Origin of the sequence: Photorhabdus hindustanensis, from assembly GCF_002968995.1 — a bacterium.
Lineage (GTDB): Bacteria > Pseudomonadota > Gammaproteobacteria > Enterobacterales > Enterobacteriaceae > Photorhabdus > Photorhabdus akhurstii.
The window spans coordinates 33796-48137 of sequence record NZ_PUWT01000067.1; the positions used below are offsets into that span (position 1 = coordinate 33796).

Sequence of the window (14342 nt, forward strand, 5' to 3'; positions counted from 1 at the left end):
GACTATAATTAAGGTAAGAAAACCCGCCAATACTTATCTGTCCTTTCTGGCACACATTTGATGTCAGCAGCAAAAACTTTAGAGAGCGTATTTTCTTTCATTACCTCATCCGGTTTTCCATTCGCAACCAGTGCTCCATTAGCAAGCAACCAGATCCGATCAGCTTTATCATAGCTATGATTGAGATCATGACCACTCATGACTACGGTTCCACCGAGTTCACAAAATTTCTTTATTAATAGATCAAGTGCGGCTACCTGAGTGATGTCAAGATTATTCGTAGGCTCATCCAAGAGCAATAATTTGCCTTCCGAATTGATTGTCGGCCAGACTTGCAAAAAAAACCCTGTTAATCGCACCCTTTGCCATTCACCACCAGATAGATGACCTACAGGTGTCTCCAGAAGTTTTCCCAACTTAAAAAAGGAGCAAAGTTCTGACAACACACTGTCACAATTAACAAGATGGGCAGCTAAGTACAGTTGCAGATATTGAAAAACCGGCATTATTGGCACAGAAGAAATTTGCTGGCTAAGCCATGCTCTATGCCGCGCTAACTGGCAGTGACTATATTGACTAAGACATTTTTGTTGCAAATTGATTGCACCACCATAGGGTAAAATACCGGCCATACAGGCCAATAACGTACTTTTTCCTGAACCATTCGGCCCAATGAGATGTACCTGTTCACCTTGTTGCACCAACGCTGTCAGCGGCATTAATCTGTTTCGTACTGATACTTGACTGAGAGCCATCAACTGATTGGTCACTTGCACATTATCCACTTTTTTAACTCCAGTCTCTGACTCTCAATAATAACCAAATAAATACCGGCGCACCCAATGTTGCAGTCACAACGCCAATCGGCACTTCTGCATTATTCAAGCTAAGGCGAGAAAATAAATCAGCCAGCAATAATCCACAACCGCCAGATAGAACACAGGCGGGCAGTAGTGTTTTATAATCTGTCAGACCACATAAACGTAAAATATGTGGAATAACCAAACCAATAAAGCTGATTGTTCCAGCAAGTGCAACACTTAATCCGACCAATAACCCAACAGCAAATACAAATAAATTACGCCAATAATAAAGCGATATACCCAACTGTTGAGCTTGTGTTTCCCCCAGTGACAGAAAATTAAGTACTTTTCCTTGCCGGCTCAACCAAATGATCAAAGGAAACAAAGCGACTACTAACCATTGCTGCCGCCAATCTATTCCACTGAAACTTCCCATCATCCAATACATTAGCTGACGCAAGTCTAGGCTAGTACTGAAATAAACCATCCAGGTCATTAACGCACCTGAAACGACACCAAAAGCAACCCCTACCAATAATAAACGGGCATTATTCAAATAACGCTTTCTTGCAAAAGTCAGCAATATCATTGTGACAGTCAACGCTCCGAGCACAGCGCTAATACTTAGTAACCAAAATGGCGCAATACCATGAAACATCAACACCAAAAACACTACCACCACGCCAGCACCATTACTGACGCCTAATAGCCCAGGTTCCGCCAACGGATTTTCAAACAGCGCCTGCATTACAGCACCCGCCACAGTCAAGCTTGCACCCACAGCAACTACAGCTAATACACGGGGAAAACGCAATTGCCACACAAACAACTGACCTGTTTCAGAAAACCATTTATCAGGCCAGATCCAATTTTCTCCGGCACAGAGTGAGAGAAAAAAAACCAATAGAAATAAACAAGTGAGAATCACCAGAAAACGATAATCACGCTTTTTCTGGCGAGTCACTAATTCAGTGATGGAAGAGATGGGTTGCATGGTAAATCAAGCTCATGAGGGAGGATTCGTTTAAGAAAAAGGCCGCTATCGATGCGGCCTTTTTGATTATTCTTTAGGCGTGGCTTTCTCAACCCTGCTTTTTAACTTCTGACCAGGACGGAATGTCACTACTCGGCGAGCTGTAATCGGAATGTCCTCACCAGTCTTAGGATTACGCCCCGGACGTTGGTTTTTATCCCGTAAATCAAAGTTGCCAAATCCAGACAATTTTACCTGCTCACCATTCTCCAAAGAACGACGCACTTCTTCAAAGAATAATTCAACCAGATCTTTAGCATCACGCTTGCTAATTCCCAGTTTCTCAAACAGATTTTCTGACATTTCAGCTTTAGTAAGCGCCATAGGTTCAGTCCCTCAAGGATGCTTGGAATCGCTGTTTCAGCACTGCAACACATCTATTAACAGTCGCAGCAATCTCTTCTTCTTCCAGTGTACGCGCGGTATCCTGCAAGATAAAACTTATAGCAAGGCTCTTATGACCCTCTGCTACACCTTTACCACAATACACGTCAAACAAGTTTATGCCAACTATATGATTTACGCCAACTTTCTTGCACTCAGCCAAAACATCTTCTACAGCAATATTTTCAGGCACTACGATCGCAATATCACGGCGGTTTGACGGAAAACGTGAAATCTCTTTCGCATCAGGAATCACGCGACTTGCCAGCTTGTTCCAAAGTACTTCGAATACCACTGTGCGGCCATTTAAGTCAAGTTTACGTTCCAATTCCGGGTGAACTACACCAATATATCCGATGTATTCATTTTCCAAATAAATCCCGGCGCTTTGACCTGGGTGCAACGCCGGATTTACATCTGCTCTAAAAGAAATCTTAGATAATTTTCCAGTTAATTCCAGAACAGCTTCCAAATCACCTTTCATATCGAAGAAATCAACTGACTGTTTGTCCAGTGACCAATGTTCTTCAAAACGATTGCCGGTAATGACTCCCCCCAACATCAGCTCCTGACGAATGCCCTGCTCCGCATTTTCATCAGGAACAAAACGCAAACCCGTTTCAAATAAGCGCACACGGTTTTGCTGACGGTTCTGGTTATATACCACAGTCGTTAATAAACCCGTCAGTAAAGATAAACGCATTGCTGACATATCTGCTGAAATTGGGTTAGGCAGCATCAACGCTTGTTGCTGTGGATGTAACAGTGCTTGAATTTTGGGATCAACAAAGCTATAAGTAATCGCTTCTTGATAACCTCTGTCAACCAGCATCGTTTTAACACGTTGCAGGGAAAGATCCGCTTCACGATGTTTTTTCATGATAAGATCTGCACGCATCGGTACATCTGGAATATTGTTGTAACCGTAGATACGGGCAACTTCTTCCACCAGATCTTCTTCCAACTCCATATCAAAACGCCAGCTTGGCGCAACCGCTTGCCAGCCATTTTCCTGAACAGTGACTTTGCAACCTAAGCGAGTCAGAATGTCACCAACCTGTTCATCAGGTATATAGTGACCAATCAAACGATCCAGTTTTTCACGACGTAATGTGATTGTCGCGGACTGTGGCAATTGAGATTCATCAGTAACATCAATAATTGGACCCGCTTCACCACCACAAACATCAATCAGCAGTTGAGTCGCTCTCTCTATTGCTTTGTGTTGTAGCTGAGGATCAACTCCACGTTCATAGCGGTGAGAAGCATCAGTGTGTAAACCATAGCGACGAGCACGGCCAGCAATCGCTAAAGGGGCGAAAAATGCGCATTCAAGTAAAATATTTTGCGTCTCTTCATTCACGCCTGAATGTTCACCGCCAAAAATACCTGCCATTGCAACAGCTTGTTTTTCATCAGAAATAACTAGCGTATCAGTAGAAAGGTTGGCTTCTGTACCATCCAGCAGCACCAATTTTTCATCCTGCTTCGCCATACGCACAGTGATTGAGCCATTCAAGCGTTCCAGATCAAACGCATGCAACGGTTGACCTAATTCAAGCAATACATAGTTAGTTACATCGACAATCGGGTCGATAGAACGGATACCACCACGACGTAATTTTTCACGCATCCACTGTGGTGTTGTCGCTTTCACATTAATGTTTTTAATTACTCGTCCCAGGTAACGTGGGCAAGCTTCTGTTGCTTCAACACGAATAGGGAAAACAGCATCTGTTGTCGGTTTTACTGCTTCAATTTGTGGCTCAGATAGGGGCATTTTATTAGCAACCGCCACATCACGCGCAACCCCTATAATACTTAGGCAGTCAGCGCGATTAGGCGTAATACTAATTTCAATGACTTTATCATCCAGCTTCAAATATTCACGCAGATCAACACCTAAAGGAGCATCAATCGGCAATTCAATAATACCGTCGTGATCCTCAGAAATACCCAGTTCAGAAAAAGAACATAGCATCCCTTCGGAAGGCTCACCTCGCAGTTTTGCCGCCTTGATTTTAAAGTCACCCGGTAATACAGCACCCACAGTTGCTACTGCAACTTTCAACCCCAAGCGGCAATTTGGCGCACCACAAACAATGTCCAGCAGCCGTTCACCACCGACATTCACTTTTGTTACCCGTAGCTTATCTGCATTTGGATGCTGGGCACATTGAACAACTTCACCGACAACTACACCATGAAATTGACCGGCAACGGCTTCAACGCCATCAACTTCCAGACCTATCATGGTAATTTGATCAGATAATACTTCACTGCTAATGGCTGGGTTTACCCATTCGCGTAACCAGAGTTCACTGAATTTCATGAGATATTCCCGCCTTTATTTAAACTGTTTGAGAAAACGCAGATCATTTTCGAAGAACGCACGCAAATCAGTTACACCGTAACGTAACATTGTCAGGCGCTCCACCCCCATACCGAAAGCAAAACCAGAATAAATTTCAGGATCAAGGCCAACATTATGCAATACATTGGGATGAACCATACCGCAACCCAATACTTCCAGCCATTTGCCATTTTTACCCATGACATCAACTTCCGCCGAAGGTTCTGTAAATGGAAAGTAAGAAGGCCGGAAACGAACCTGCAAATCTTCTTCAAAAAAGTTAGTCAGGAAATCGTGCAACGTTCCTTTCAGATTGGTAAAACTGATATCACGATCAATAATTAAACCTTCTACCTGATGGAACATGGGTGTGTGTGTCTGATCGTAGTCATTACGATACACGCGACCCGGTGCAATGACGCGAATTGGCGGCTGTTGACTGTGCATAGTTCTAACCTGAACACCTGAAGTCTGAGTACGCAACAGACGCTTGGCATCAAACCAAAAAGTATCATGATCAGCACGGGCGGGATGGTGAGCAGGAATATTCAGCGCATCGAAATTATGATAATCATCTTCAATCTCAGGGCCTGATTCTACAGAAAACCCTAATTCACCAAAGAAAGTTTCAATACGCTCTATTGTGCGGTTAACCGGATGTAGTCCGCCATTTTCCATACGGCGACCGGGCAATGATACATCAATCTTTTCCGCTGCTAAACGGAAGTTCAGAAGGTCAGTCTCCAGTTTTTCTTTACGGATATTCAGAGATTCCAGAACTTCCTGCTTAGCCTGATTAATAACCGCCCCTGCTGCTGGACGTTCTTCGACCGGCAGATCACGCAGCGATGACATTTGGAGAGTTAAATGGCCTTTTTTGCCTAAATATTCAACACGCACCAAATCCAACGCAGCAACATCCTGGGCATCTTCTATGGCTGCTCTTGCTTTTGCAACCAGTTCAGCGAGATGTGGCATCGTTTTCCTCTTCCTTCGGCCTAACGGCCTGCTAGTAATGATCGTTAATGACCTTATATATACCCGTTATCTTTCAAGTTGCCTCTTTGTTGGCTGAACTCGCTTCCCACGGCCACATAGTTTGCTATGCTCCCGGGGATTCGCTCCCTTACCGTCGCGACGCACTTTAAAATCCATAGGGTATACCTATTTCTGCTTTTACTGTCATAAAAACAAAAAAACCTCCACAACGGAGGCTCAGGCGCTACTTTTCGTTTCTTTTCTTACGCGCAAAGCCCCCTGAATTCAGGTGCTAAAGTAAAAAAAGATGCGAAAAAAAGCTAAGGACATAATGTTGGTTCTCTCGGAATAAAATTCTGTTTTGGCAACAACACTCTTGTAAACCGCATTTGACAACAAAGTAAAAAGAGGGAGCATGCTCCCTCCTTACTACCCTAACTTATGCCAGAGCGCTCTTCGCTTTTTCAACTAAAGCAGCAAACGCCGCTTTGTCAAACACAGCGATGTCAGCCAGGATCTTACGGTCGATTTCAATAGAAGCCTTTTTCAGACCATCAATGAAACGGCTGTAAGAGATACCATTCTGACGTGCAGCAGCGTTGATACGTGCAATCCACAGTTGACGGAACTGACGTTTCCGCTGACGACGGTCACGGTAAGCGTACTGCCCTGCTTTGATTACTGCCTGGAAGGCAACACGGTAAACGCGCGAACGGGCACCGTAGTAACCTTTCGCTTGCTTTAAAATTTTCTTGTGACGTGCACGGGCGACAACACCACGTTTTACGCGAGCCATATACTTCTCCTATCGTCTCTGAGTTCTAATCTAAAAATTGCTTACGCGTAAGGCAAGCAAGCAACAACCAGGCCCAGATCACCTTTGGAGACCATGCCCTTTGGACGTAAATGACGTTTACGCTTGGTTGATTTCTTAGTCAGAATGTGACGAAGGTTAGCGCGCTTACGCTTAAAACCACCACTTGCAGTTTTTTTAAAGCGTTTAGCGGCGCCGCGTACTGTTTTAATCTTTGGCATTTTAATTTCCACTTCGCATTGTGAATTACAACGAATTAATCAGGCGAACAAGCCCCAACCAGATGAACCGACTGGAGCTTATTACTTGATTGCCTAACTATTTCTTCTTAGGAGCGAGCACCATTATCATCTGACGGCCTTCAATCTTCGAAGGGAAGGATTCAACTACCGCCAGTTCATCCAGATCGTCGCGGATGCGGTTAAGCATTTCGACGCCAATCTGTTGGTGCGCCATCTCACGCCCACGGAAACGCAGGGTGATTTTGGCTTTATCGCCATCTTCCAGAAAACGAATCAGGTTGCGTAGTTTGACCTGATAGTCGCCTTCATCTGTACCAGGACGGAATTTAATTTCCTTAACCTGAATAACTTTTTGTTTTTTCTTCTGCTCTTTGATCGACTTACTCTTCTCATAGAGGAACTTGCCGTAGTCCATAATACGGCAAACCGGCGGCTCGGCATTCGGGCTGATTTCAACTAAATCAACATCCGCTTCCTCAGCTTTTTCAAGAGCTTCCCTCAGACTGACAATGCCAATCTGTTCGCCATCTAAACCTGTTAAACGAACTTCAGAAGCGCGAATCTCTCCATTAATGCGATTAGGACGCGCTGTTTGAATTCTTTTTCCGCCTTTAATACCTTATTCCTCCAATTGATGAAGATTGCGACTGCGTATTTCTATAAGCAGTTTTTCGATGAACTCGTTAACATCAATGCTACCCAAATCTTTACCACGGCGGGTACGAACGGAAACTTTTCCTGATTCGACCTCTTTCTCACCACAGACAAGCATGTAGGGAACACGACGAAGAGTGTGTTCACGGATTTTAAAACCAATCTTCTCGTTTCTCAAGTCTGCTTTTGCACGAATGCCCGCATCTTGAAGTTTTTTTTACTAATTCCTGTACATAATCAGCCTGGTTATCGGTGATATTCATCACTACCACCTGCTGTGGAGCAATCCATGTCGGGAAGAAACCCGCATACTCCTCGGTCAGGATGCCGATAAACCGTTCCAGTGAACCTAGAACCGCACGGTGAATCATTACAGGAACCTTACGTTCATTATTTTCACCTACGTAGGACGCACTCAAACGGCCTGGTAGTGAAAAGTCGAGCTGCACAGTACCACATTGCCACGCACGATCCAAACAATCATGCAAAGTAAATTCAATTTTCGGTCCGTAGAAGGCGCCTTCGCCCGGCTGATATTCGAATTGAACGCCATTTTCTTGTAGTGCTGCCGCCAAAGCTGCTTCCGCTTGATTCCATTGTTCCTCAGTACCAATGCGCTTTTCCGGGCGGGTTGACAGCTTAACCACGATTTTTTCAAAACCAAAAGTGCTGTAAACGTCATACACCATCTTAATGCAACTGCTGACTTCCCGGTGAATTTGCTCTTCTGTGCAGAAGATATGAGCATCATCCTGAGTAAAACCACGGACACGCATCAAACCATGTAATGCCCCCGATGGTTCATTACGGTGACAACTACCGAATTCAGCCATACGTAACGGCAAATCACGATAGGATTTTAAGCCTTGATTAAAAATCTGAATATGCCCCGGGCAGTTCATCGGCTTAACGCAATATTCACGGTTCTCTGAAGAAGTGGTAAACATATGCTCGCCGTAGTTTTCCCAGTGACCCGTTCTTTCCCACATTACACGGTCCATCATAAACGGACCTTTAACTTCCTGATATTGGTATTCTTTCAGTTTAGTGCGAACAAAAGTTTCCAGCTCACGGAAAATAGTCCAACCATCGTTATGCCAGAATGCCATACCAGGAGCTTCTTCCTGCATATGGTACAGATCTAATTGTTTACCAATTTTACGATGGTCACGTTTAGCCGCTTCTTCCAAACGTTGCAGATAAGTATTGAGCTGTTTCTTATCAGCCCACGCGGTACCGTATATCCGCTGCAACATTTTATTGTTGCTATCACCACGCCAATATGCCCCTGCGACTTTCTGCAACTTAAAATGGTGGCAGAAACGCATATTTGGCACATGTGGGCCACGACACATGTCAATATATTCTTCATGATTATAGAGGCCGGGACGATCATCACGACTGATGTTTTCATCCAAAATCTGTACTTTATAATCCTCGCCACGAGCAACGAAGGTATCACGAGCTTCTTGCCAGCTCACTTTTTTCTTGATGACGTCATAGTCTTTTTTGGCAAGTTCCAACATACGCTTTTCAAGCAGCGTAATATCTTCCTGCGTCAAGGCGCGGCCAATATCAACATCATAGTAAAAACCATTATCAATAATCGGACCGATAGCCATTTTCGTATCTGGCCATAATTGTTTAATCGCATGGCCTAATAGATGAGCGCATGAGTGGCGGATAATTTCCAGCCCTGCATCATCTTTACTGGTGATGATGGCAAGATTTGCATCTGAATCGATTAATTCACAAGCATCCACTAGCTCACCATTTACGCGGCCGGCAATACATGCTTTCGCTAAACCTGGACCAATATCACAGGCAACATCCATTACAGAAACGGCACGGTCAAACTGGCGTTGGCTACCGTCAGGAAGAGTAACAACAGGCATTTAAAATCCTTATCTACAGTGGTGACCCACACGAAAGGTCACTTGAAGGAGTTTGATATTCAACTAAAATAACGATTTAAATTATTATCTCGTCAATCCATTAAAGTTTGGTACTAAAATTGGTACACAATGTAAAAAGTGACTGCCTTCAATACCTAAACATCGCGAAAATATACCACCAACAACCATTCAGGTCACGGCGATGTTTAGTGTAGGTACAATCATTTGCACTTATTTTTATGCAAATGCACAAACTATAAAAAATAATTTTATAATGAAATAATATGTTTTAAGGAAAAACAGATAACATGCTCTTCAAGACACACATAGAACAAATCCGGCATAAGTTATATATGCCGGATTATCATACATATGGATACAGGATCGTTTAGCCTCTTTTAAGCCATTACTGAACTCCCTCGTCACCCCCCTCCGCCAACGCCATATTTAAAGCCTGAACTAAAACAGCTCTATCCTCATTATTCTCCAACATACTAAAATGGTTACCCGAAATTGGAATTAACCGAAGCGAAGAATCAGGCAATATCCGCGCCCAGCCTAACGACATATCCCTGTTTAAAGGCGGTGATTCAACATCCATAACTTTAGTATCCATAGCATTAGTTTCCATAACAACAGATACAGGCGAAGAAGGCTCCATTGCGTAGAATTGATGCAGTGTTATCGCAGATACTTGCGGCTCATAGTTTTTAACTATTTGTGCATAATTTGCTATCTGTTCCCAACGTCTTGCGATTAAATCAGCACGCAGATTTGCCGGATATAACGCCAATTTCTGCGCCATTTCGATAAATTGCACCAAATCTAATTCATCAATTTGTTGGTACAGTGCCGTAATTTCTTCAATATGTCCGTCTTCTGCTTGTCTTGCCAACTCGATAAAAAATTGGAATTTTGGCGGCGTTATCCGCGGCCTGTAATAATGAGGAACTGGCGTATCTATCAGACCAAGGAAATTAACCGCTTCACCGGAATACAGAAGTTGCTGGGCAATCGCATAAGCCAATATGCCACCGGAAGAGTAACCACATATCTGATATGGACCTTCCGGTTGAACCACTTTCATAAAGTGGATCATTCTTGCGGCTTGCTCTTCCATAGCCGACATCGGCTCTTCACTAATGGATGGCCACGGCAATGCATAAATCGGGTAGCCTGAATGAAGCTGCTGAGACAACCCGAACACATAGGAATAATCACCCATCCCGCTAGGCACAAAGAATAACGGCAGGCCCGTTCCACCAAGTCGCACCGATATCGCACTGTTTCGTGGTTGAGACAACGTATCTGATGTCATTTTTGCTGCCAGTTCAGACAGCACAGGGAATTGAAATAGATCATTCAATGTGCAAATAAGACCATGATTAGCGGCAAGATTTATCATCCGCATAGCCAACAGTGAGTGACCGCCCAAGACAAAGAAATTGTCATACCGGCTGACCTGCTCAACGCTCAGTAATTCACACCAAATAGCCGCCAATACGGTTTCCGTTTCTCCTTGTGGCGCTTCATAAATCTGCCGGGCAAAAGCTTCATTGCTTGGGGCAGGTAGTGCATGACGATCCAATTTACCGTTAAGGGTCAACGGAAAATCATCCAGACGCACAAAAGCCGACGGCACCATATAGTCAGGTAACATGGCACTCAGGTAAGTACGCAAGCTATTAGCCAGTCCCTCATCCTGTCGTGCCACGACATAAGCAACCAAACGTTTATCTTGCCCATCACCTAGCACCAACACCACGGCCTCTTGTACCGTTGAGTATTCCACTAATCGAGCCTCAATCTCACCCGGCTCAATGCGGAAGCCGCGGATTTTAATTTGCTGATCGTTACGGCCAAGGAACTCCAAATTACCGTCTGGCAGGTAGCGGGCTAAATCCCCGGTCCGATACATGCGGGCATCAGGTAAATCACTAAAGGGATCAACAAGGAAGCGTTCAGCCGTCAGTTCAGGACGATTGAGATAACCACACGCTACACCTGCTCCCCCAATATACAATTCCCCTACCATCCCCAGAGGTACCGGCTGCCCATAGACATCCAGCAAATAAACCCGCGTATTGGCTATCGGTCGACCAATGGGGATCTGGGTCATCCCCGATGATAATGCCGTGATGCGGTAGGTAGTGGTAAAAGTGGTCCCCTCACTCGGTCCATAACCATTCAATAACTGTTGAGGCGGGCTATCACGCAGAACCTGCGCAATCACATGCGGGTCCAGTACATCGCCGCCGACAATCAGGATCTTAAGTTGCGCAAGAGCCGGAGCCAACTCTGTCGCCAACCGGTTAAACAGCCCGACACTCAACCACATCACGGTGATTCGATAAACTTGTAATGCTTGGACAAACGCTTTAGGCGTCAACACAGTCTCGTGATCAATCACCACCAAAGTTCCGCCATTTAGCAATGGCGCCCAAACTTCAAAGGTGCTGGCATCGAAAGCCGGGTTAGCTTCAAACGCCACCCGATCATCCGGCCCGATTTCAGCATACCCATTATTAATAACCAATCGAACCACCGCCTGATGCGGCACCATTACTCCTTTTGGCGTACCGGTCGAGCCGGAGGTATACATGATATAAGCCAGCTCGATATTGGACCGAGGTAAGTTAAGATTAAGGTAATCCTCCTCTTCGATATCACTCATCTCATCAGCAAAGCAATACAGGGGAATATCCAAGTTAACCGGAATATCTGTAAGCAACAATTTGGCTGAACAATCGTTTATCAACCAATGCTGCCGCTCATCCGGCACTCGGGGGTCGATAGGCACATAAACGGCCCCGGCTTTAAGGATTGCCAATTGAGCTACCACCAGTTCGATAGAACGCTCTAACAGCACCGCCACGCGATCGTCTGACCCTATCCCCTGCCTGATTAACCGGTGGGCCAACCGGTTAGCACGGGCATTTAATGCCGCATAGCTGAGAATATGTTCTTCATACATCAGCGCTATTGCATCAGGGGTTTTCTCTGCCTGTTGTTCAAACAACTGGTGAATACAACACTGGTCAGGATATGGCGCCTCAGTTGCATTCCAGGTCTCCAGCAACAGCCGCTTTTCTGCTGCCGGCAGGATATTCAGTGCTCGGACCGGTGTCTCCGGCTGCTGTTCAAGCGCCGCTGCCAGACTTTCCAGCGCCTGTTGCATATAACCGCATACTCTCTCCGGATCAATCGGTTGAACGATTTGTGCCGTCAGCCCCAGAGCATTACCAAAATCCTCCACCGACAAAACAAACGGATAGTTAGTGCGCTCTTGCCCGCCATGAAATTCAATGCCGCTGATAACTTCATCCGTGGCGATTATTGGCGCATTATGTCGGTAGTTCAACAAAGCACTAAAGAGTGGAATTTCATTTTGTACCCCACTGCAACGTTGAGCCAATGCCAGTGAAGCGTGCTCATGTTCCAGTAATCCAGTCAGCCGGGCATGTGCTGCCCGTACACTGTCCTGCACCGAGGTATCATCCATATCCAGTCGTAACGGCAAGGTGTTGATAAACAGTCCCATGCCGCTGTCACCTCCTTGTCCTGCCTGCATCCGCCCAAACAGCACGGTGCCGAACACCACTTTCTCCTGTCCGCTGGTACATGACAATACCTGTGCCCAAGCCAAGTGGCATAACGCAGCCAAACTGACTCCCAGACGCCGAGCCTGACTACGCAAACGGTCATTCAACATGGAGGGCAACATCCGGTGTGATTGTGCCACCTGTGAACCATCCCGATGTACTTCCATCAATCCGAATGGCAACGTCGGTTGATCCACCCCTGCCAACATATCGGTAAAGAAGCGAGTATGTTCAACCTGACTCACCCCCAACCGGGCCTCAGCTATCAGATTGCGGAAAGGAGTCGGAATAGGCAAGCGGCCCCCCTGCCCGGCGAGGTACGCCTGAACTTCGCGATTCATCACCTCCATTGCAGTATGGTCACCAATCAAATGATGCTGCAACTGCAATACGATCCAACGACCATCCGTTTCTTGTGCAATAACAACATGTAACAGTGGTGCTTGACCCAAATCAAGACGATGCTGACGCGGATCAAAACGTTGAGCCAGTTGTTCACAAACCGGTCCATCTGAGGAATCCAACGTCAACTCAGTCACTGATAACGGTGCCTTACGCCAGACTACCTGAGCCGGAACTGATAATCCTTGCCAAACAAAGGCAGTACGCAAAATATCATGGCGATCAATCACCTGTTGCACTGCCGTCAAATAACAATCCAGCAACGAACGATCAGCAAAACTCATAGGATAGGCCAGCAGATATGGATCGCCCTTGTTCGCTAATAAATGGTGGAATAGGATGCCATCTTGTAACGGTGACAGGGCATAGATATCCTGAATATTAGCCACTCCCCCCGGCACTTGTTCCACAATATGGTCAATCTCAAGTTGGGTCAGCTCAATTAACGGCAACATCTCAGGTGTGAGTACTGTAGCCGCCGGAGTGATGACGTTCGCCGGTACCACCACCGCTCGAGACTGTCCTACTGTTTGGGCAAATGCGGACAGCACCGGAGATTGGAACAGATCACGCACCGCCAACGTTAACCCCGCACTACGCAGACGCTCAATCATCTGTATCGCCAACAATGAATGACCACCCAACGCAAAGAAACTGTCATGCCGACTGACTTGTTCAATACCCAACAACTCACTCCAAATAGCGGCCAATGTGGTTTCTATCACCCCTTGCGGCGCTTCATAAACCTGACGGGCAAACGCTTCTTCTTCCGGTGCCGGTAACGCCCGACGATCTAACTTGCCGTTTGGCGTCAGCGGGAAGGAATCCAGACGGACAAACGCTGCCGGCACCATATAATCCGGCAAAATGGCACTCAGATGAGTACGCAAGTGATTAACCAACTCTTCATCCGCTTCTGCCTCCACATAAGCCACCAACCGCTTGTCCTGACCGTCACCTAGTACCAATACAACCGCTTCACTCACCGCCGGATGTTCCATTAGCCGAGCCTCGATTTCCCCCGGCTCAATGCGGAAACCACGGATTTTCACCTGTTGGTCATTGCGGCCCAGGAACTCCAAATTGCCATCCGGTAGGTAACGGGCCAAATCCCCGGTTCGATACATGCGAGCATCTAGTTCACCACTAAATGGATCAGGCAGAAAACGTTCCGCGGTCAGT

Annotated in this window: 9 protein-coding genes, 1 pseudogene and 1 other annotated feature; all 10 genes and pseudogenes read right to left on the bottom strand. The window is 45.8% G+C overall.

What is annotated here, in order from left to right; all coding sequences use genetic code 11:
- Positions 1-8 precede the first annotated feature (8 nt).
- Positions 9-755 carry a vitamin B12 ABC transporter ATP-binding protein BtuD gene (gene btuD, locus C6H66_RS20895; RefSeq protein ID WP_105396611.1) on the bottom strand — a complete coding sequence of 249 codons (747 nt, stop codon included), beginning with the start codon at positions 753-755 and terminating at the stop codon, positions 9-11.
- Positions 756-789: 34 nt separating this feature from the next.
- Positions 790-1797 (bottom strand): vitamin B12 ABC transporter permease BtuC, encoded by a 1008-nt coding sequence (btuC, locus tag C6H66_RS20900; protein WP_046394491.1) that lies wholly within the window; start codon positions 1795-1797, stop codon positions 790-792.
- Between the two features lie 66 nt (positions 1798-1863).
- The gene (ihfA, locus tag C6H66_RS20905; protein WP_011146885.1) at positions 1864-2160 is read right to left on the bottom strand and encodes an integration host factor subunit alpha; all 297 of its coding nucleotides are present in this window, start codon (positions 2158-2160) and stop codon (positions 1864-1866) included.
- A 4-nt stretch (positions 2161-2164) separates the two neighbouring features.
- A complete protein-coding gene (pheT, locus tag C6H66_RS20910) occupies positions 2165-4552 on the bottom strand; it encodes a phenylalanine--tRNA ligase subunit beta (protein ID WP_105396606.1) in 2388 nt (795 codons plus the stop codon).
- Between the two features lie 15 nt (positions 4553-4567).
- Entirely contained in the window at positions 4568-5551 is a 984-nt protein-coding gene (pheS, locus tag C6H66_RS20915) for a phenylalanine--tRNA ligase subunit alpha (protein WP_036775936.1), read from the bottom strand.
- A 211-nt stretch (positions 5552-5762) separates the two neighbouring features.
- Positions 5763-5887 (bottom strand) — a sequence feature (Phe leader region).
- A gap of 103 nt (positions 5888-5990) precedes the next feature.
- Entirely contained in the window at positions 5991-6347 is a 357-nt protein-coding gene (gene rplT, locus C6H66_RS20920) for a 50S ribosomal protein L20 (RefSeq protein ID WP_036775937.1), read from the bottom strand.
- Between the two features lie 41 nt (positions 6348-6388).
- Positions 6389-6586, bottom strand: a complete 198-nt coding sequence (gene rpmI / locus C6H66_RS20925) for a 50S ribosomal protein L35 (protein WP_011146889.1) — start codon at positions 6584-6586, stop codon at positions 6389-6391.
- A gap of 97 nt (positions 6587-6683) precedes the next feature.
- A complete protein-coding gene (gene infC / locus C6H66_RS20930; protein ID WP_071647077.1) occupies positions 6684-7223 on the bottom strand; it encodes a translation initiation factor IF-3 in 540 nt (179 codons plus the stop codon).
- A gap of 3 nt (positions 7224-7226) precedes the next feature.
- Positions 7227-9156, bottom strand: a pseudogene (thrS, locus tag C6H66_RS20935) (threonine--tRNA ligase).
- A 406-nt stretch (positions 9157-9562) separates the two neighbouring features.
- Positions 9563-14342, bottom strand: a 4780-nt coding sequence (locus C6H66_RS20940) for a non-ribosomal peptide synthetase (RefSeq protein ID WP_146111088.1), incomplete at its 5' end; no start/stop codon positions are given.

Coding starts and splice junctions, on each gene's coding strand:
- btuD (WP_105396611.1), bottom strand. CDS start 755: ATGGCTCTCAGTCAAGTATCAGTACGAAACAGATTAATGCCGCTGACA.
- btuC (WP_046394491.1), bottom strand. CDS start 1,797: ATGCAACCCATCTCTTCCATCACTGAATTAGTGACTCGCCAGAAAAAG.
- ihfA (WP_011146885.1), bottom strand. CDS start 2,160: ATGGCGCTTACTAAAGCTGAAATGTCAGAAAATCTGTTTGAGAAACTG.
- pheT (WP_105396606.1), bottom strand. CDS start 4,552: ATGAAATTCAGTGAACTCTGGTTACGCGAATGGGTAAACCCAGCCATT.
- pheS (WP_036775936.1), bottom strand. CDS start 5,551: ATGCCACATCTCGCTGAACTGGTTGCAAAAGCAAGAGCAGCCATAGAA.
- rplT (WP_036775937.1), bottom strand. CDS start 6,347: ATGGCTCGCGTAAAACGTGGTGTTGTCGCCCGTGCACGTCACAAGAAA.
- rpmI (WP_011146889.1), bottom strand. CDS start 6,586: ATGCCAAAGATTAAAACAGTACGCGGCGCCGCTAAACGCTTTAAAAAA.